Source organism: Paenibacillus sp. FW104-T2, from assembly GCF_058789975.1.
On sequence record NZ_JBYTCE010000024.1, the window covers coordinates 40,152 to 57,303 of the forward strand.

Sequence of the window (17,152 nt, forward strand, 5' to 3'; positions counted from 1 at the left end):
ACTATTATTAGGCACATCTATAATAAAACCATAACATATGAACGAACGTTCATATATTCATTTGATCAATTAGATTCATTCAAGGGATACCCTAAGCCACAATAGCAATCATCATTATTACATAACGGAGCCATGCTCCAAAGGAGAGGATCTCGTATGTCCGGACATCACCACAATCACGACCATGGACACCAACATGCTCATCCCAATAACAAGAAAGTGCTACTGTTTTCCTTCATTATCATTACGCTGTACATGATCGTAGAAGCTGTAGGCGGCTTTGTGACCAACAGTCTGGCCCTCATCTCCGATGCAGGACATATGCTGTCAGACGCAGTCGCTCTGGGAATTGCCTTACTGGCGTTTACCTTTGGGGAAAAGGCAGTGAATACTGGTAAAACCTACGGATACAGACGATTTGAGATTTTGGCTGCTACCTTAAACGGAATTACCTTAATTGCCATCTCCCTGTACATCTTTTACGAAGCAATCGGCCGCTTCATCCATCCGCCGGAAGTAGCCACGGTCGGCATGCTGATCATCAGCATCGTTGGATTGCTCGTGAACATTCTAGTTGCCTGGATCATGATGCGCGGCAGCGACACGGAGAATAACCTCAATATGCGAGGTGCCTACCTGCATGTCATCAGCGATATGCTTGGGTCCATCGGGGCCATAGCGGCAGCACTGCTAATGATGTTCTTCGGCTGGGGCTGGGCAGATCCACTCGCAAGTGTAATCGTGGCCGTGCTGGTGCTGCGAAGCGGGTTCTTCGTAACGAAGTCTTCCCTGCATATCTTAATGGAAGGTACTCCGGCGAATGTGGATGTCAATGATCTTGTGCAAACGATTAAAAAAGTAGACGGTGTCCATGGCGTTCACGATGTGCATGTATGGTCCATCACAAGTAACCTGAATGCACTGACCGCTCATATTGTGGTCGATGGAACATTGACCATCTATGAAGCTGAAACGCTTGTGCAAAAGATTGAACATATGCTGGAGCACAAAGATATCAAGCATGTCACCTTGCAGGTGGAGTCCGAGAAGCACCTGCACGACAGTTCAGTATTATGCACGGTTAAAGGCGACGCACCCGATGCGCACGCACATCATCACCATTGAGAATGGTGCAAGATATAGCAGTAAATTAAAAACAGGGCATTCCCTCGAGGGAATGCCCTGTTTTGTTTTGTGTATATCTGTCTTCTGTTATCCGTTGGCCCGAGCACTAATCTACCAAAACTTCTGGATTACTTGTACTTAGAGAGTAGTTTCTGTTTCTTTTGATCAAATTCAAAGTCAGTTATGATGTTTTTTTCCTTCAACTCACCTAATTGCAAAAGTTGTTCATGAACATTAACGGGCGGCTTCTTTAATTTATTTGCTCTAACCAAAACAACAATTGAAAAAGGGATTGCATACAACATGGTTAACAGCGCCAAGAATGCGGCATTATCTGGATCTTCTGGCCCTAAACTGAATATCGCAAAAAATGTTAATGTGAACAACACGACCCCAATGGTCGACAATGCTTTCAAAACAATCCCTCCCAAACATTATGTACTTTCTTATTGACGAGATAACTGATGTTAATTGCGAAGCTTGTTTTGAATCTCTTGGCCTGTTCTTTATATTCTTCGTTACTCATTCTTCCACGTTCGAACCTAGTTCTTATTCTTTTGTTCTCTCTCCATAACAAAAGTGATAGCTCTAACCAACTGGCAGAAGGTCTCTAACTTCCATTATTACATAAAATGCAGCCATAGCAAGTCAAGTACACTTCATGATTTTCGCATTTAGGGTATCCTGACGGGATTGTCGGTTGATCATCATCCTCTTCAGTCTCGGACCACTCCAGATAATTGTCCAGATTAACGTCGTCTCTATAGAACGCATGAATCATCGTTTGAAATTGCTCCAAGCAGGGTATGAGCGACTCTTTGCGCGGTTTATAACTTAACTTCTCCCACCCCCTTTCAGCAATTGCATATGCAATCATGCGGAGCATAAAATCCTTTTCCTCTTCAAAGGTATCTATGGACCAAGGCATCTCATCGATGTCGAAGCCAACCGTTCCGATGCCCACGACAGACTGATCCCTCTGGGCCAACCAGATGGTCATTTCCCTCTCACGGTTCGTCCTGGCTAGCATCGAGCCACTGATGGAGAGCACTTCTATAAACACTGATGTTAACCCATTGGACATTCCGATAGATTCGATCACTGGTACAACATGTTCAGGCATTGAAATGGTATTTCCGATTCTGCTCACCCCTTATAACCATTACTACTCATCCGATTCAGTCCAGATGGCAAATTCGCCATACCCCAAATACTCACGTACTTCAAGAACCTGATGACCAAGCATAACAATCTCCATACCATTCTCCGTGTCCCAATCCGTGCTGCCACCTAGTATGGCTCCCAAGATCTGATCATCCGAATTAGCTGGATTCCGATAAAGTTCAACTTCGCCAACCGCCATGAACGCGAGAATCCCCCTGCCCCCCACTTCGGCCAAGCCTGCAGGGTAGTCCATCGTATCACTTGACATTTTCTCTGTTTTCCATTCATATGCCCGGTTGCATATGTCGTTAACCGTTTCGTCCGGCAAGCGATTCAGCACATTTTGGATATACCACTCTGCTTCTTCTAAACTGATGTCTTCCGTATTAAATCGATACTCCACCTCGGATTAGAACAGCTCAAGCATCCCGTAGCCAGACACCCGATTCTCATCTGCTGGGTCTTCTATGTCGACACGTTCCAAATGAAATCTATCCGTCATACGATCCCTCCTTCATTAATCTCCGCCTCCGCCACAAGATGAGCAGCTGGATGAGCTGCAGGAAGAATCGGAAGACGAACCCGAAGATGACCCGGAATCTCCAGAGGATCCACTGCTGTCGTTACAATGATCGGCATAACAGCTTGAACTGCTTGAACAACTGCTGCTTGACGAAGCTCCTTGGGCTGCCTTTTCCGGTGGGATAAGTTCCTGTTCGAGACGGCCCATGTGCACTCCGTACGTTGCCTCATGATGCATCGAGTGATACACCATGGCACTCGCCATGATAAGAGCCACATCGACCGTACTCGAGGATTCGAGGGATAGCTCTTGTTCGTTTAGACTTGCCGATCTCTGCAGCTTATCCATCAAATAAGAAATGACCTGTGCTGCTTCAGGATCTTCCTGCATGCGTCTCGTATGGAAAAATCGATTCACCAATTCAGTTCGATCCCCCTGAGCGATCAGTGTCTGCAGTTCACCGGATATCGGGTAGCTGAAGAACTCGCCCCATATTGCCGAGCTATATGGAGTGAACTCGAATAATTGACAGTATACCCAGTCAAACCATGCACGTGCACCTGGATTCTCACGGCGGGTAACTGCCGGCTCATGATGTACCGTAGAACCCATAAATTCTGCACAAAAATCAGCATAGGATTTGGTAAACATCAGCATTTCGTGCCATAACTCGTCTACCTCATCGCTAAACATCGGGACCTGTTTCAACAGAGAAGCCATAACGAAGTATCTTTTAAGTTCGAGCAGCTTCCAACGATACTCCAGCTTTTTCATATGAGGATATTCCTGCTCCATACGGAGCTTTAGTTTATTCGAAAAATGCTTATTAAAGCTCTTCTCCAATTGTTGAACGGTTTTATCGTAAGAAATGTCATCACGCAGTCCCAGATTCAAAGGTAATTTTTTGCGTCTATACGTAACTCTCGTGTGCCTTCTGCGTCTTCCTTTTGAACGAAAAATCCTGATCCTGCGCCGAATCACCAAGGCTGCAACCACCAATAATCCTGCTGCAATGTAGTAGTAGATAGGCATAATAGTGCCTCTCCTCTCCGTAGTTCATTTCTATGTATGGGTGAAACTACCATTAGTATAAATGACGATTCGAATATATTAAAGAGCCCTTAGGCATACATGCCAGGGCCCTTGGTTTAGCTACTCATTGTTATGATAAGGCAATAATCAAACTCGTTATAAGAAGCAATAGCGTTACCGGAGCCCAGATTCTTCGTTCCCACACGCTGCGTGTTATGAGATTTAGGATTGTTCCCAGCACCAGATACCCAACAATAAACCAAATTGCTGTATTTGCAAATGAAGACCACTCAGGCAATAGCATACCCGCTCTACTCAGTACAACTAAACCAATGAATACGAGAATAGTGATCTGCAGCAAACAGGAATAACGCATAGTTGTAGGATATTTCCCGGGAAACTTCCCACCCATCGCTACCTCTCCCCACGGCATACCTGCAGCGAGTGCCACTTGAAAGAGAATGACAATCAGAATTAGGACAGAAAACAATATCGAAGACACCAATATCACCAATTCACATCCCCGCATCTAAATATAGTTTCTTCTCCTTATACTTTATTGGTGCAAATCGGTTAGTATTCTTCAAACCACAATCGATAAAATTCTTCTGAAAACCAGAACCATATGAAACCCATAATTACCATGATGCATCCTAATATTTTGAATATCACTTCGATCGTCTTAGGGATATCTGTGCTCGGCAGGTTTTCTTCAAATTCACTATTCGGTTTTATTCCTCTATATCTCATCAGAACAAATAGTTTATAAAGAATATCGGGAAAGAAATAAACCACAATGCCTGTCATAAACACCGGAATGGATAAGTAACCAAACGTACTGATCGTCCATTCAAATTCGATTCCAACCATTTTCTTAGCAAATAAGTTCATTGGATTATCTATCAAAATGCGCTCGTTCTTCTTGAGTGGAACTAAAAATATAATCCGGGTAATGATTGGCTAAAGGTGGAGGTTCCTGCTCACTGAAAAATTGCAAATTCTTCATCTCTTCATTATTTAATGTTAATTGTCCCGATTGGATTCTGCATTCAAATACAATGGTTAAATATTCAACTTGATGACCGTTATGATATGTAAATCGTTGATCTTTCCCGCCGTAGACACCAATGATTTTTTCGGGCTGAATGACAAGACCTGTCTCCTCCAATGCTTCTCTGACCATCGCTTGTGCCGGTGTTTCACCAATCTCAATCGCACCAGCAATTAACCCCCATGTAGATTCATTGTGTTTACGCCCAAAGAGGATCTCACCATGTTCATTTCGTATAATACCAGCTACACCTGGCATAAATATGAGCTCATTCCCAATCTTAGCTCTAAGGTTCTTATAGTAATCAGACATGCTCATAAATGCTGTACCTCCCTCTAGACACCGTTAATACAATGCTACAGGTGCAGACAATCTCCATTCGTTATGTCGTCACTCTTCTTCTACAACAATATCCTGGCACTGAATAATCAGTTCAGACATTTCTTCACCATCAAAAAGCATATGTAGTTCATATCCATTTTCGATACAATACAGTTCTTGATAGAGCCAGTACCTACCGACGATATTTCCTTCTTGCTTAATGATCTCAGGTGAAATAAACGTAATCTTATTTAAATTCGTGAACCCTCCTCGGGTATCGAATCGAATGACCAAGTCCAAATCCGAGACCAATTCCGTCACGGTGCAATCATGAAAATGGATCTGGTTACGAATATGTTCAGGAATAGGTTCAGCTTGCTGTGCCTCTCTATACTCCTTCGAGATCAGCTGCATTTGAGCCTCATTTAATTTGCTCTGTTTTTTCAACTGTTGCAGGACCTCTTTAGTGCAATAACCCAGGGAAAATACACGGATATCCGCAATTTGGTCATAGATTTCTTTCGGTAGTTGTACAATCTTGTTTTCGCAGTTCCATTCCAGATTACTTTTAAATTCTTGTTTGCTGCCTAACTCGTCAAAAGGTGGCCTCACATCGTAATCTGCAATTAACTTCTCTATATGCTCTCTTTCCTCAGTCGGCATATGATAAACCATCGTATCCTCTTCCGATACCTCATCCCCACTAATAAATTTCTCCGCACGCACAAGAACCGCACCATCCTGCTCCAGCATGAAACGGGGATCAACATTGTAAACATCGCGTTCAAACTTTACATGCTCTTTTTCTTTTCTTTTATATAATCGAAGATAAAGCTCTTCGTCCATTTGTTGGGCTCCGCTGTGTACTCGCATACCAAAGTGAAGATGTGTGCGTTGGCAAAGTTCATACCAATCTTTTGTAAGATATTTCATAAGCACTCTCCTATATCAATTCTTCAGTTTGGCTCGGATGATCCAATAAACTGCATCTAAAATATCTTCTGCTATGTAATCAGGTTCCATTTCCGCCCACTTGTTTCTATACGTTGTTAATGATGATTCCCCCCAGCCTGTTCTTACAAGAACCTTCATGGCTCCTACTGCGTGAGCTGCAAGCATATCCGTATCGCCTACGTCACCAATAACGATACATCTTGATAAATCTAAATGGTGTTGCTGTGAAGCCTCTAACAGCATCACCGGTTTAGGTTTTCGACAGCCGCATTCTTGTTCATGTGGGCATATATAGGATTGATCGAATCCGTATTCATTAAATTGTTCTTCAAACTCCTGGATCGTTGCCTCTCCACGCGATATCCGATACTGATTCGTAAGAGCAAATACCTTGATTCCATTTTTCTTCAGAAGAGCTATAGCTTCTTGTGCATTAGGGTATAATTCAAAATCTCTAGGATGAATAAAGTGGCCTGTGCCACCGATGGTTCCATCTCTGTCCATAAATACAGCTTGTATGTCCAAATTTGGTTTGAGCATGGTTTATTCCCTTCTCCGTTAACTACCGGAATAAAATCATGTTATTTTTGCATTTCTTAATGGCGTTCATGCTGATTTTCCAAGGAATACAACAGAAGAAATTAAGGATGTAGAAACCGCTTCTTCAATAGAGCATAGATAACCGTATCCACAAACTGATTCTTCCAATAATAATGTTCCTTTAAAATTCCTTCTTCTCTGAATCCAATATTCTCAAGCAACTTTCTGGATCCCGTATTCTTTGGCTCTACATAGGCTTCAATTCGGTTTAATGCAAGATCACTAAATCCAAATTCAATGATTCGTCGGATCGCCTCGGTTATATACCCTTGTCCCCAATACTCAGGTGCTAATTCATAGCCTATGTGAGCTTTGTAATGATTTTTCGTCCAACCATGAAATCCACATGTGCCAATCACCTTGTTCTCCGATTTCAACGTAATTCCCCAGCGAATGGCCTGTTCTTGATTAAATCGATCATTCCATCTTTGAATGAGTTCTTCCGCTTGTTCAACACTCGTAAAACTCTCCACATCATAAAACCTCGTCACTTCATCTGAAGAAAAATAACGAAATATCTCTCTTGAATCTTCTTGTTTAATCTCTCTTAGTACGAACCGTTCTGTCTCTAATACGGGAAATTGAGGCATATCCTTCTCCTTTCATTATCTATTCATATCCATTAATTCTTCTCTTGCTTCTATAAGCCAGGGATGTACTAATTTAAGCTTGGAACGTTGTTCCCATACTTGGTTCAGATAGATGAGTATTCCATCATTGAGTTTGTATTCATTTACTTTATCTCGTATCTCTTGCAGGTAACCATGCTCTCCTGGTAAATTCCAAGATATCTTGTCTGAAATGAAAAGAACTTTATCCAGTAAACTAGCTTGTGGTTTAAACGTGGTATGACTTTCGATTGCACTTAGTATTTCTGGATCGTTGATATGAAATATTTCTTTTGCCATAGCTTTGGATAACTTTTGGTGAATAATTCTATCATACTTATATTCTTCATCCATGATTTCTATCGATAATGCCTTTGCCAGATTTAGCATTTCACTTACTGGAACCACATTACTAATATCGTGCAATAATCCTGCTTGTTCTGCCTTTTCAGGGTCTGCTCCAAATAATCCAGCTACTCGCTTTGCTTCTGCGGCAACGTCTAATATGTGTTTCAGGGTTTCTGGATCATTATGTGCCTCGAAGAATGAATGAATATTTTGACTTAGATCACTGGATAATTCCACATTCAATACATATGGCTTAAGAATTGGATTCATGTTTTGACCACCTATACGTTAATTTAGCTCCTGAATGATTAAAAATCCCTTCCAGTCGTTCAATCATCATTCCGGCCAATCCATTCATGCGTGCAGATTCTTGTATGTACATTTCAGTGATCTCAGCCTGATGCTCTGCATAGCAGAACGATTTATAGATCTGTCCGCATGCAAATCCAACGACTCGCTCTTCCATTACAGCTACTACAATAACTTCTCTTGCATTTAAAAGGTCCGTTTCCACCTCTTCCCGGCTTCGACGAACTCCATTAAATTGATCATTCAATTCGATCAAAAATGGTACATCTTCTTTCACGGCTTCACGAACCAGCAATTTAGGAATGGACAATGAAATACCTCCTTAAGTGGGCTAAACCTCGAACTCAAATCATCTCAATCTGTACTTATCGTTATTAATAATTTCATGAACGATCTCAGGTAGTTGGTCTTCCGTATAATTGCTCGTATATAATTTATTCTCTTCTTTTAGATTGGAGTTGTTTTCAAATTCATTGAGCAGTGTTATGCTTCTTTCTTTCATTTGATTTGCAGCTGCTCTTAAACTGTCTCTATACATAATCGTTTGACGATCCACCATTAGTACCACATAGACTATTCTCACATCATAATTTGCTAATTCTTTTATCAATCCATCGATGTCTTCTGGAAAAGCCACATAGTCAACAACTACATCATAACCATAATCTATTAAATTCAATGTCAAAGAGGATATGTTTTTCCATGTTAAGTCGTTTGTTTCTTTGTCTAACCAGGGTTTACCCCGTCCTTTCACTGGGATATGACTAACCTCATCTCCAGAAATATACGCACTTTTATTTAAAGTTTGAACTAGCATTTTTGACGTTGTGGATTTTCCAATTCCTGCGGGTCCAGATATGATGTATAGACTTTTACTCATTTTGTAATCTCCCAATTTTTCAGCTTAATGTGTTTCGTTATTCTTTATCGCATTCACAATGCAGATCTCCCTTAGATGACTCTTATCTTAAGGAGATCTACGTGCTCACTTCTTTAACCTCTCTAATCAACAACCTTTGAATTCTCAGATCATTAATCCTTCGTTTAAGTTAGAACACGAACCACTTCACCGTCGATTAATTCTTCACTCACTCTTTTAAATCCCAGAGATTCATATAAATGACCTGCAACAGCATTTTCAGCTCTATGTCCTATCATAATTTTCTGGCAGTTCAATGATTCTCTCATTAATGCAGTCAATTGTTTCATCGATTCTTTTCCATAACCTTTTCCTTGATATTGTCCATCAATCATTAGAGCTGGTATCCAGTAGTTTCCTTCATGATCCGGTATTGTACAATACACAAGAAATCCAATGATAATTGCACCGAAATATATCGCCATGGGTTGAAATTCAGGGACAAACTTGGATTCAGCAATCCAGTATACGACCGGGGCCGGGAATACTTGTTTTTGATCCTCCGCTACTTCCAATTGGGTGCAACTATACCAGTTGTCAACGGTTACAGGCTTCAGACTAATTTCCATATTAGATTCCTCCTACCTAAATTACGCAGAGGAATCACTTCATCATTCCCCCTGCGTTAAATCCAAACACCTCTTAGATCACTGTCAATGCTGCTCGAATTCATGTTTTTCATACCACATCACTCCTTTCAAATCTTTTGACCATAATACATGATTATCTAAGTTGCTCCTGGCTAAGATCAGACAAGGAACATTCAAACACATGAAAATAGGTGCCTTCCCCATACCCATCCTTCACTTCATGCAAATGAATATGTTGAAAACCATTTGTCCTAAGAATATCTTCAAACTCCCTCATATCATACAAACGAAGAGGGAAATTCATCACCTCGGTCTTTTCGATTTTGTCGTCTTTGACTAACTCATATTTCAGCTCCGTTACGAGCATGGATTGTTCTTTGCGATACTGAACTTTTTTGGATAAGACAATTAATTCATCGTTTACAACCTTGCGATCCGTTTCTATCCATTCTGGAATCTCTTCCACGTCGTTCCCTTTTAACATAATCGTCAATAGAAGTTTCCCATCAGCCTTAAGCGCAGATTGCAGATTGGCCAGGCTTTGGTTCACTAACTCACTGGGAAGCAGCGAGAACGATCCAAATGGGATCATAATCAAATCGAACTGGTCGGAGCTTACGAAATCTTCAATCTTTTGATAATATACATGAGGCTTCAGATTTAATCGGTCACCTTTTTCTCTACATACCTTCAGCATATCTTCGGATATATCAAATCCCTCTATCTGTATTCCACGCTGCATAAAAGGGATCAGCATTCTTCCGTTTCCACACATGGGTTCAAGCACACGCATATCTGTTCTGTCTACAAACGAAAGGTAAAAATCAAGCTCTCTGCCTTCTGCTAACGATTTGTCACTTTCATATATCTTCGTGCAAAGTTCTCCATAATAACTGTTCACTGGTGTTCCTCCCTCATTAGATCATCCATCGCCTGAACAGCCAGTTCCAATGCTTGGATTCTCCTTATTAGAAGAGTTCTCTGAGGACTACCTTCCTTAGCCTTAGCAAGTGAGTTGTCAATGGATGGCATTAAACCCGTAAGAACACTGCGAGTTTCAATCAGATCTCCGGAGGTATATGGATGAGGTTTGTGTTGCCACACATGTTCAAGCATAGATAAACCAATACGGAGAGCCTTAAGTCTCTTTTCTATTAAAGTTGTATTTGCCCCTTTCTGAGTCATCTGCGTTAAGGCATTTTCGGATTTCCGGATGGTTGATTCGAGGGCTTGTATGGATTGCGATTGAATTCGTTCTGGTACGTTTTCCATAATAGGACTGTCCTCCTTTCGATTACTGGCTATGTACTTGTATGCTTCTGTAGATCAACTTCCAGGGATTATAGTTCTTGGGCGTATTTGTTAACCAGATTTCCAAATGTTTTGATATCCTCTAAATAATCATACCCTGCTGGATTGGGCCCGGTTTAATTATACATTCTTACTGCTACCGTTCTATACTTCGGAATGACAAGACAGGCACAACCGGTGATGCCCAAGATTTGAAAAGAACCGGATGGAAGCTCATCCCCGAGTTCCGTCGAAGCACGCGGCTCATCCTGCACAAACCAAAAGAAACCATTTCTCGGTAATTGGCGTTCGAGATCTGGAGGACTAATGATTGTCGTTGCTTGCTCAAAAACTTCTCTCGGCAGTATTTGCTGCCCATGCATGGCGCCCCTTTTCAAATGCAAATAACCCCAGTATACCAATTCCTTGGTACTCACAAATAAGTTGGCTTCATCGCCTTGATTATCTTTATATTGTTCATTGAGCCAGACTAACTTTTCATTCGGTTCCTTTCTCCAACCGGTATGACTAAAACCCATGGGCGTAAATACACGTTCTTCAAGTAGTTGAGATAATGGCATATGATATAATTTTCGGATGATCTTAATGAGCAGATTGACTCCAACATTATTGTATTTCCAGTCCGTCCCTGGCAAAAACAATCGATGATGGAGATCACCTAAACCATGGGTGTGTGTTAGCAGATGTCTTATCGTTGTGTTTCCCACTACCACGGTATCCACATCATCCAAATAGATGGCAACATCATCATCTATGCTGCAAATCTTCCCTTCATATAAGGCAAGACTGATGGCAAGTCCTAAATATGTCTTTCGGACCGATGCCACATGAAATTGAGATTCCTCATCCACTAATCGACTGCCTCTAAAATTACGATGTACTCCTGAGTACCATTCATTCACGATTCGGTCATGATGAATAATGCAGGTTGCAGCTGCTGTAGCAGATATCTCATTTTTAACCCGTAAAACATAATCATTCAGTTCATTGAATGTTGTATTCTCCGTTTTCTGTAAGTTGAGCAAGGAGACTCACACCACCATTCTTCACTTTTATCTATCAGTTAACTAGGTATAATTATGATGTTGGTCTACCTTCGTCAATATGATATCTACAACCTCACTAGTTTCAAGATGATCCGTTATTAGGTGTATCCCAAACTTATCATCCTTCAGAGCATGAACAATCTTCGGCGCTTGTTGATACTGCCAGCCTCCAAATTCATCTCCGCGTTTAGCTAACCGCTTGTATATCGTTTCTTCAGTAGCCACAAGCGAAAAATGATATAACTCTTCGTCAATGGCTTTGAATCCGTTATAGATGTGGTTAAAGTTCTCTTCCTTATAAATGGTCATAGGAACGATTAAGTGTTTGTTATATTTCCGCCTTACTTCTACAGCCGTCTTCACGGTTAGAACTCTCCATAGTTCAATATCCTGAAAATCATCCGTGCGCTCATTCTCTTCCCTACATTCCTCTGGAATGAGTTTTCTGACCATATAACCTATTTCTTCAGGGTCGTATATCATACTACTGTTAATCAAGGGTTGGAGCATCTTTGCTGCCGAGGTTTTGCCGGAACCGAACGCTCCATTAATCATAACGATCATATGATCACTCCTTTTCCGAGATGGTTTGGATCAATATTTACTAGCAGCATTTTTCATTAAAAACTATTTCGCTCTCCATTCAGCTGCTTTTAGGCCATAGATTACTCTATCCAGAAACCTTCCATTGATATACTCGTAATCTCTTAGTTCTCCTTCATGTGTAAATCCTAATTTTTCTGGAATTGCACGGCTCTTGACATTATCTGCGGCTGCTCCTATTTCAATTTTGTTGAATTGAAGTTCGTCAAATGCGTAATCAATAAGTAGTTTAATGGACTTCGTAATAAATCCTTTCCCCTCAAATTCTTGACCTAACCAATACCCAATCTCCGTTTTCTTATTCTCTTGATCCAAATATAAATAGCCAATAGAACCCACTAGGTGATCCTCACTCCATATCCCTAACCAGTAACCTTCATCCTTGGCGTATCTCATACGTGTTCCTTCTATAAAGGCCTTTGAATCCTCCATCTCTACAGTCATACTGGGAAACTTCAACCACTTCCCAATATGCTCTCTGTTTCTATCGATTAGATGAAACAATTCAGCTGCATCTTTGGTCTCCAGTAGCGATAAGTATAAGAAATCATCTATTTTAATTTTGAACATGATTGCTTCTCCTTCAATCTAAAGTGCGGTGCCGATGCGTGAAATTAATGTGATGAGATTTAGCATGTTTCAACATACAACTACCAGCCACTCTTTCTGTAATTGTTAATATGTTTATCAACGATTTCTCTGGCATTCTCATAATGCTCTATTACTTCACTTAATTCTATTTTTAATTCAATATTACTTTCCCAATATTTTCTATCCACTTTAAGTACGGAGCATAATAAATCACCAACATATAAATCTCCTGATTCCAACGGATTTTCCACTAACCGATCAAGCGCCAGAGGCAAAAGGAAATCCAAGCTGATCTCTTGTAATATTAAAAGTCTCAAATCTTCATTACTGAACTCACAGAGTGGTTTCTTTCTTAATGCATGTGCATGAATCACTAATCCAGATTTGAAATCCGGTTCACCCCAACTCCCTCCTTCAAGTTCGTCAAGGGTCTTCGTATAATCTATTTGCCTCATTCTTTCTCACTCCGTTAACTTAATCAACTCTTAAAGTTTTCTGGCTTTTATAACAAAAGTTACGGGAATTACCTTCGCTCTGTTTGCGAGATGATTCTTACTTCCATCATGCTCTTGCAGTATCTCATTGTCGGTTTCTTCAATCATTTGTTCGATCACAAACCCTGCTCTAGCCAATGCATTGATATAGGTTGAACATTTGCGATCCGATAAGATGAGATCACCCCGAACAAAATCAGGCGATACCGAATACCAGGATTCATCGAAGTAGGACTTGTTAAATATAAATCGATTATTTTCTTCAACAATACATTTATGTATGGGGTGAGACCAACTGAATATAAAAATGCCGTCTTTTTTTAAATAAGAAGCAATTCGGGAGAACGTCCCTTCAAGATCGGTTGTCCAGCCTATGGCATAAATCGAATAGACAAAATCAAAATATTGGACAGGTATGCCGCACTCCTCTTCCATAGGGGAACAGATTAATGTTGAGGAAAGGCCGTATGCCGACAAATGCTGCTTCGCCTTTTCAATCTGTTTCTCTGAGATATCCACTCCCCATAACTCAGCTGCGTTGCGATCCCCATGGTATTTCAAGGATTGACCATTTCCACACCCGATCTCTAGCATTTTCTTTCCTGAAACATCGCCAAATAGTCGCCATTTATCTTCTGAGGTGAATGCGCCATACAAGGGAAGTACAATGGCTTCTAAAAAGTCATTTCCTTGAGTATTCCAATACAAGCTGTTTGTCTCATAAACACCATGCTTGTTCATTCGGTGACCTCCTCTAATATCATGATAACTGGTAGTTCATTGACTATTCGTTGTGCACGAGTTTGTCCGTAACATAACAAATCATTGGAAGTAAAAAAGAGAAAAACTATAAATTGTAATGACTACGTTTACAAATTTCAGGAACTACACAACGAATGTAACTTCTCGCTCAAATATGTGTGCAGCTGCTCGGTTTAGGTTTAGTTCTTGATTGAAGCGTATACTTTTTTAATTTGGGATGAGAATTTAGCTGCACCTGGAATTCGTGTACGTTTGAAATATCCGGTTAACAGTTTGGGATGATTTTTGACCAGATCATATTCAATAACGGTGTCAGCGATGACTGATCTTGTAAAACCCAATATCTCGACTACTTCAGATTTATCCCCCTCATCAAGCTCCTCACCTTCCCGAAATTCCCCATCCGGGTCATCTTCCAGCTGCTCACTGAATGTTAGACGAGCAACAACATAAGACATAATATTTTCCTTGTCCTGGGCCAATTGCTCCATGATCCACTGAACGCATTCTTCCTCTGTTGGAGACGAGATGCCGAAGCCGTGTAGAGTATACATCCGTTCTCTAAAGGAATCCATTAAGAACTCTGCTTCATAATTGGCATGTTCAACAAACTTGATATCTGGTTTAAGCTGAACAAGTTCAGCCGTAACCTTTTTGTACCAATCGCTTGTTAGGAATTCTTCTATTGTTTTCATTACTTCATTCTCCTTTCCTGTCCCCAGCTCGTATTTAACTCTTCAATTCACCGGAGATTCAAAATTCCTCCAACACTTTGGACTTATCCCCGTACACCTTATCCAGATGCTCTTCCCCCCAGTAACACAAATGGTCCAAGGCCGGTTTTAATCCCCAACCGTAGTCTGTTAACTCATATTCCACTCTAGGGGGAACCTCCGAATAGACCTTTCTTTGCACAATCTCATCTTTTTCCAAACCTCTTAGCTGCGTCGTCAGCATCTTCTGCGTAATTTCAGGTATCAGCTTCCTAAGCTCTGATGAGCGTTTTCTTCCTGTCATCAAGTGATAAATAATCAGAGGCTTCCATTTTCCGCCCATCACTTCCAAGGCCGCCTCGACACCTACTTTATACTTTTTGGGAGCGCCAGCTTTATGGTCTTCTGTCAACGTATATCTCTCCTTCATCAGACTATATCCAAAGACTACATCCAAGATAAAAACATAGCTATTTCCTTCTTTTCCATGTATTATTTCAGCCCACAATAAGGCACAATTTCAGGGTACTATTTAGGGTACTTTCATGTTCCTATAGCACTTCAATCTTCCTATAGAACTTCAAAGTGCGTTCTTCCAGAATATATCATCCCTGTTTATAATAGCATCAGCCATGAAGCGTGGCTACCAAACAAGCGCTTGTAGAAAGGTAGTGAAATATAACATGAACGTATTAGTTGTTGTGTCGCATCCGCGGAAAGATTCCCTTACATTTCAGGCCGCCGATCGTTTTGTGCAAGGTCTTACTGAGGCTGGTCACGAAGTTGAGATATTGGACTTACATGAAATTGGCTTCGATCCTATTCTCCAAGGCATGGATGAACCAGATTACACCCAACCGAATCAAATGTTTTCCCCTGAGGTTAGAACGGAGATGGAGCGATTGAAGAAGCATGATGCTGTGGCTTTTGTGTTTCCTCTCTGGTGGTGGCATCTGCCAGCCATGCTGAAAGGGTATGTGGATCGTGTCATGAACAACGGGTTTGCCTACGGTTCGAATAAGCTTCACCATCATAAGATTTGGTGGATTGCGCTTTCGGGCGTGACGGAAGACCAGATGAAGAAACGAAACTACGATGAATCGATCACGAACCTGCTCAACGTGGGTATTGCAGATTACTGCGGCGTCTCTAACTCCAGCGTTGAATTTCTGTACGAGACGTTGGATGCCAAGCCCGAGCACTATGAAAACCTGCTTAACCAGGCGTATCAATTGGGACGGAAATATGACAAGGACATACGCTAACCATACGCAAGTCGGGTTATAGAAACGAGACGCACACGCATAATCAACCCAAAAAGGTCGCTCCGAAGAGCGACCCTGTCTGTTCTAAGCATTATTTTACTGTCGAAAGAAGGAACTTCTCCAGCATGGTGACGTCAGTGATGCTATGGTTGCAAACCGTGCTATCCATGCATACGTACTGGCCAATGGAAGCCAAGTTATCCGGCGAATGGCCCTTCGTCTTCACGTTGAAGAATCCGAGCTCCTGATGGCGATTGCAGAACATGCAGTACCCTTTTTTGTTCGTAGCCGTAATCCGTCCCTCGATGCCGAGAAACTTCTCTTCGTACGGGTACACAATGAACAGGCGATTGGTAGCAATATCCGTCCATCTCAGATAGGTCGTACGTGCGAAATCGACCGTTTCCAGATCAGGCAGCTTGAGCTTCTTCGCCTTCGGAAACAGCTTCTGAATCTGCTTCGCCGACACTTGCGGGAATGGAATCAGGAATCCTTCCAACCGGTCCAGATAATCCTGCAGCTCATGCGCAGCCTCGTAGGTAGATAACTGCTCCAACAACTGCTTCTGTTCGGCAGTCAGCTCATCGAAGACTTCTATAGCATTCGTTACGGCCGTATAACGGACGGTTTCCAGGACTTTGCGATCCGCGACTGTACGCAGCGCTTTGAGCAGGAAATTGGCTTGTTTTGTAATCACATTGAATTGATGATTTTGAATAAATGGTGTTTGCATGGCTTTCAGCCCCTTATTTTTATTGGTAAAACAAATAAGGTGCAAAGCCTGCGGGATGAAACATTATGTTGCTTTCAGGGCGATCGATGT

The 17,152-nt window shown here is 41.4% G+C and carries 26 protein-coding genes; 2 read left to right on the plus strand and 24 right to left on the minus strand.

Features of this window, described 5'->3' with window-relative positions:
• Positions 1-156: 156 nt before the first annotated feature.
• On the plus strand, positions 157-1,125 hold the full coding sequence (locus AC3WQ3_RS24450; RefSeq protein ID WP_430198699.1) for a cation diffusion facilitator family transporter: 969 nt from the start codon (positions 157-159) through the stop codon (positions 1,123-1,125).
• Between the two features lie 128 nt (positions 1,126-1,253).
• Here the strand turns inward: AC3WQ3_RS24450 and AC3WQ3_RS24455 are convergent, their stop codons facing one another.
• The 23 genes from AC3WQ3_RS24455 to AC3WQ3_RS24565 all read right to left on the minus strand — a co-directional run bounded on the left by AC3WQ3_RS24455 (position 1,254) and on the right by AC3WQ3_RS24565 (position 15,407).
• Positions 1,254-1,541 (minus strand): SHOCT domain-containing protein, encoded by a 288-nt coding sequence (locus tag AC3WQ3_RS24455; RefSeq protein WP_492473918.1) that lies wholly within the window; start codon positions 1,539-1,541, stop codon positions 1,254-1,256.
• 194 nt (positions 1,542-1,735) lie between these two features.
• Complete coding sequence (locus AC3WQ3_RS24460) at positions 1,736-2,248, minus strand: hypothetical protein (protein WP_492473919.1); 513 nt, start codon at positions 2,246-2,248, stop codon at positions 1,736-1,738.
• 42 nt (positions 2,249-2,290) lie between these two features.
• Positions 2,291-2,692, minus strand: coding sequence for a DUF6985 domain-containing protein (locus AC3WQ3_RS24465; protein ID WP_492473920.1), 402 nt, complete (start codon positions 2,690-2,692; stop codon positions 2,291-2,293).
• Positions 2,693-2,806: 114 nt separating this feature from the next.
• Positions 2,807-3,844 carry a UCP032817 domain-containing protein gene (locus AC3WQ3_RS24470; protein WP_492473921.1) on the minus strand — a complete coding sequence of 346 codons (1,038 nt, stop codon included), beginning with the start codon at positions 3,842-3,844 and terminating at the stop codon, positions 2,807-2,809.
• A gap of 130 nt (positions 3,845-3,974) precedes the next feature.
• Positions 3,975-4,346: a hypothetical protein gene (locus tag AC3WQ3_RS24475; RefSeq protein WP_492473922.1), complete on the minus strand. Its 372-nt coding sequence runs from the start codon at positions 4,344-4,346 to the stop codon at positions 3,975-3,977.
• A 71-nt stretch (positions 4,347-4,417) separates the two neighbouring features.
• A complete protein-coding gene (locus AC3WQ3_RS24480; RefSeq protein WP_492473923.1) occupies positions 4,418-4,735 on the minus strand; it encodes a hypothetical protein in 318 nt (105 codons plus the stop codon).
• 4 nt (positions 4,736-4,739) lie between these two features.
• Positions 4,740-5,213 carry an NUDIX domain-containing protein gene (locus AC3WQ3_RS24485; protein WP_492473924.1) on the minus strand — a complete coding sequence of 158 codons (474 nt, stop codon included), beginning with the start codon at positions 5,211-5,213 and terminating at the stop codon, positions 4,740-4,742.
• A 72-nt stretch (positions 5,214-5,285) separates the two neighbouring features.
• A complete protein-coding gene (locus AC3WQ3_RS24490; protein WP_492473925.1) occupies positions 5,286-6,149 on the minus strand; it encodes a DUF4085 family protein in 864 nt (287 codons plus the stop codon).
• Positions 6,150-6,164: 15 nt separating this feature from the next.
• The gene (locus tag AC3WQ3_RS24495) at positions 6,165-6,710 is read right to left on the minus strand and encodes an HAD-IIIA family hydrolase (protein ID WP_492473926.1); all 546 of its coding nucleotides are present in this window, start codon (positions 6,708-6,710) and stop codon (positions 6,165-6,167) included.
• A 101-nt stretch (positions 6,711-6,811) separates the two neighbouring features.
• Entirely contained in the window at positions 6,812-7,360 is a 549-nt protein-coding gene (locus tag AC3WQ3_RS24500; protein ID WP_492473927.1) for a GNAT family N-acetyltransferase, read from the minus strand.
• Positions 7,361-7,375: 15 nt separating this feature from the next.
• The gene (yqeK, locus tag AC3WQ3_RS24505; RefSeq protein ID WP_492473928.1) at positions 7,376-7,996 is read right to left on the minus strand and encodes a bis(5'-nucleosyl)-tetraphosphatase (symmetrical) YqeK; all 621 of its coding nucleotides are present in this window, start codon (positions 7,994-7,996) and stop codon (positions 7,376-7,378) included.
• A complete protein-coding gene (locus AC3WQ3_RS24510; protein WP_492473929.1) occupies positions 7,980-8,345 on the minus strand; it encodes a GNAT family N-acetyltransferase in 366 nt (121 codons plus the stop codon). The genes yqeK and AC3WQ3_RS24510 overlap by 17 nt, the downstream gene beginning before the upstream one ends.
• 39 nt (positions 8,346-8,384) lie before the next feature.
• Complete coding sequence (locus AC3WQ3_RS24515) at positions 8,385-8,915, minus strand: AAA family ATPase (RefSeq protein ID WP_492473930.1); 531 nt, start codon at positions 8,913-8,915, stop codon at positions 8,385-8,387.
• A 164-nt stretch (positions 8,916-9,079) separates the two neighbouring features.
• Entirely contained in the window at positions 9,080-9,523 is a 444-nt protein-coding gene (locus AC3WQ3_RS24520) for a GNAT family N-acetyltransferase (protein ID WP_492473931.1), read from the minus strand.
• 154 nt (positions 9,524-9,677) lie between these two features.
• A complete protein-coding gene (locus tag AC3WQ3_RS24525; protein WP_492473932.1) occupies positions 9,678-10,445 on the minus strand; it encodes a class I SAM-dependent methyltransferase in 768 nt (255 codons plus the stop codon).
• Positions 10,442-10,816, minus strand: a complete 375-nt coding sequence (locus tag AC3WQ3_RS24530; RefSeq protein ID WP_492473933.1) for a hypothetical protein — start codon at positions 10,814-10,816, stop codon at positions 10,442-10,444. The genes AC3WQ3_RS24525 and AC3WQ3_RS24530 overlap by 4 nt, the downstream gene beginning before the upstream one ends.
• A gap of 155 nt (positions 10,817-10,971) precedes the next feature.
• Positions 10,972-11,880 carry a serine hydrolase domain-containing protein gene (locus AC3WQ3_RS24535; RefSeq protein ID WP_492473934.1) on the minus strand — a complete coding sequence of 303 codons (909 nt, stop codon included), beginning with the start codon at positions 11,878-11,880 and terminating at the stop codon, positions 10,972-10,974.
• Positions 11,881-11,922: 42 nt separating this feature from the next.
• Positions 11,923-12,465, minus strand: a complete 543-nt coding sequence (locus AC3WQ3_RS24540; protein WP_492473935.1) for an AAA family ATPase — start codon at positions 12,463-12,465, stop codon at positions 11,923-11,925.
• 63 nt (positions 12,466-12,528) lie between these two features.
• Positions 12,529-13,074, minus strand: coding sequence for a GNAT family N-acetyltransferase (locus tag AC3WQ3_RS24545; RefSeq protein WP_492473936.1), 546 nt, complete (start codon positions 13,072-13,074; stop codon positions 12,529-12,531).
• Between the two features lie 80 nt (positions 13,075-13,154).
• Positions 13,155-13,550, minus strand: a complete 396-nt coding sequence (locus tag AC3WQ3_RS24550) for a contact-dependent growth inhibition system immunity protein (protein ID WP_221805143.1) — start codon at positions 13,548-13,550, stop codon at positions 13,155-13,157.
• Between the two features lie 30 nt (positions 13,551-13,580).
• A complete protein-coding gene (locus AC3WQ3_RS24555) occupies positions 13,581-14,330 on the minus strand; it encodes a class I SAM-dependent methyltransferase (RefSeq protein WP_492473937.1) in 750 nt (249 codons plus the stop codon).
• A gap of 200 nt (positions 14,331-14,530) precedes the next feature.
• A complete protein-coding gene (locus AC3WQ3_RS24560) occupies positions 14,531-15,046 on the minus strand; it encodes a hypothetical protein (RefSeq protein WP_492473938.1) in 516 nt (171 codons plus the stop codon).
• 58 nt (positions 15,047-15,104) lie between these two features.
• On the minus strand, positions 15,105-15,407 hold the full coding sequence (locus AC3WQ3_RS24565) for a winged helix-turn-helix transcriptional regulator (RefSeq protein WP_164764330.1): 303 nt from the start codon (positions 15,405-15,407) through the stop codon (positions 15,105-15,107).
• Positions 15,408-15,747: 340 nt separating this feature from the next.
• Here AC3WQ3_RS24565 and AC3WQ3_RS24570 point away from each other — a divergent pair, with 340 nt between their 5' ends.
• The gene (locus tag AC3WQ3_RS24570; RefSeq protein ID WP_336780916.1) at positions 15,748-16,329 is read left to right on the plus strand and encodes an NAD(P)H oxidoreductase; all 582 of its coding nucleotides are present in this window, start codon (positions 15,748-15,750) and stop codon (positions 16,327-16,329) included.
• A gap of 91 nt (positions 16,330-16,420) precedes the next feature.
• On the opposite strand, the gene AC3WQ3_RS24575 is transcribed toward AC3WQ3_RS24570, so the two are convergent.
• Complete coding sequence (locus tag AC3WQ3_RS24575) at positions 16,421-17,062, minus strand: FusB/FusC family EF-G-binding protein (protein WP_336780917.1); 642 nt, start codon at positions 17,060-17,062, stop codon at positions 16,421-16,423.
• Positions 17,063-17,152 lie beyond the last annotated feature (90 nt).

Excerpts from the sequence above, each read along its gene's own strand:
- AC3WQ3_RS24560 (WP_492473938.1), bottom strand. The coding sequence starts at position 15,046 with ATGAAAACAATAGAAGAATTCCTAACAAGCGATTGGTACAAAAAGGTT.
- AC3WQ3_RS24555 (WP_492473937.1), bottom strand. The coding sequence starts at position 14,330 with ATGAACAAGCATGGTGTTTATGAGACAAACAGCTTGTATTGGAATACT.
- AC3WQ3_RS24575 (WP_336780917.1), bottom strand. The coding sequence starts at position 17,062 with ATGCAAACACCATTTATTCAAAATCATCAATTCAATGTGATTACAAAA.
- AC3WQ3_RS24570 (WP_336780916.1), top strand. The coding sequence starts at position 15,748 with ATGAACGTATTAGTTGTTGTGTCGCATCCGCGGAAAGATTCCCTTACA.
- yqeK (WP_492473928.1), bottom strand. The coding sequence starts at position 7,996 with ATGAATCCAATTCTTAAGCCATATGTATTGAATGTGGAATTATCCAGT.
- AC3WQ3_RS24460 (WP_492473919.1), bottom strand. The coding sequence starts at position 2,248 with ATGCCTGAACATGTTGTACCAGTGATCGAATCTATCGGAATGTCCAAT.
- AC3WQ3_RS24450 (WP_430198699.1), top strand. The coding sequence starts at position 157 with ATGTCCGGACATCACCACAATCACGACCATGGACACCAACATGCTCAT.
- AC3WQ3_RS24470 (WP_492473921.1), bottom strand. The coding sequence starts at position 3,844 with ATGCCTATCTACTACTACATTGCAGCAGGATTATTGGTGGTTGCAGCC.
- AC3WQ3_RS24500 (WP_492473927.1), bottom strand. The coding sequence starts at position 7,360 with ATGCCTCAATTTCCCGTATTAGAGACAGAACGGTTCGTACTAAGAGAG.
- AC3WQ3_RS24490 (WP_492473925.1), bottom strand. The coding sequence starts at position 6,149 with ATGAAATATCTTACAAAAGATTGGTATGAACTTTGCCAACGCACACAT.
- AC3WQ3_RS24565 (WP_164764330.1), bottom strand. The coding sequence starts at position 15,407 with ATGGGCGGAAAATGGAAGCCTCTGATTATTTATCACTTGATGACAGGA.
- AC3WQ3_RS24495 (WP_492473926.1), bottom strand. The coding sequence starts at position 6,710 with ATGCTCAAACCAAATTTGGACATACAAGCTGTATTTATGGACAGAGAT.
- AC3WQ3_RS24550 (WP_221805143.1), bottom strand. The coding sequence starts at position 13,550 with ATGAGGCAAATAGATTATACGAAGACCCTTGACGAACTTGAAGGAGGG.
- AC3WQ3_RS24540 (WP_492473935.1), bottom strand. The coding sequence starts at position 12,465 with ATGATCGTTATGATTAATGGAGCGTTCGGTTCCGGCAAAACCTCGGCA.
- AC3WQ3_RS24530 (WP_492473933.1), bottom strand. The coding sequence starts at position 10,816 with ATGGAAAACGTACCAGAACGAATTCAATCGCAATCCATACAAGCCCTC.
- AC3WQ3_RS24515 (WP_492473930.1), bottom strand. The coding sequence starts at position 8,915 with ATGAGTAAAAGTCTATACATCATATCTGGACCCGCAGGAATTGGAAAA.
- AC3WQ3_RS24520 (WP_492473931.1), bottom strand. The coding sequence starts at position 9,523 with ATGGAAATTAGTCTGAAGCCTGTAACCGTTGACAACTGGTATAGTTGC.
- AC3WQ3_RS24485 (WP_492473924.1), bottom strand. The coding sequence starts at position 5,213 with ATGAGCATGTCTGATTACTATAAGAACCTTAGAGCTAAGATTGGGAAT.
- AC3WQ3_RS24545 (WP_492473936.1), bottom strand. The coding sequence starts at position 13,074 with ATGTTCAAAATTAAAATAGATGATTTCTTATACTTATCGCTACTGGAG.
- AC3WQ3_RS24480 (WP_492473923.1), bottom strand. The coding sequence starts at position 4,735 with ATGAACTTATTTGCTAAGAAAATGGTTGGAATCGAATTTGAATGGACG.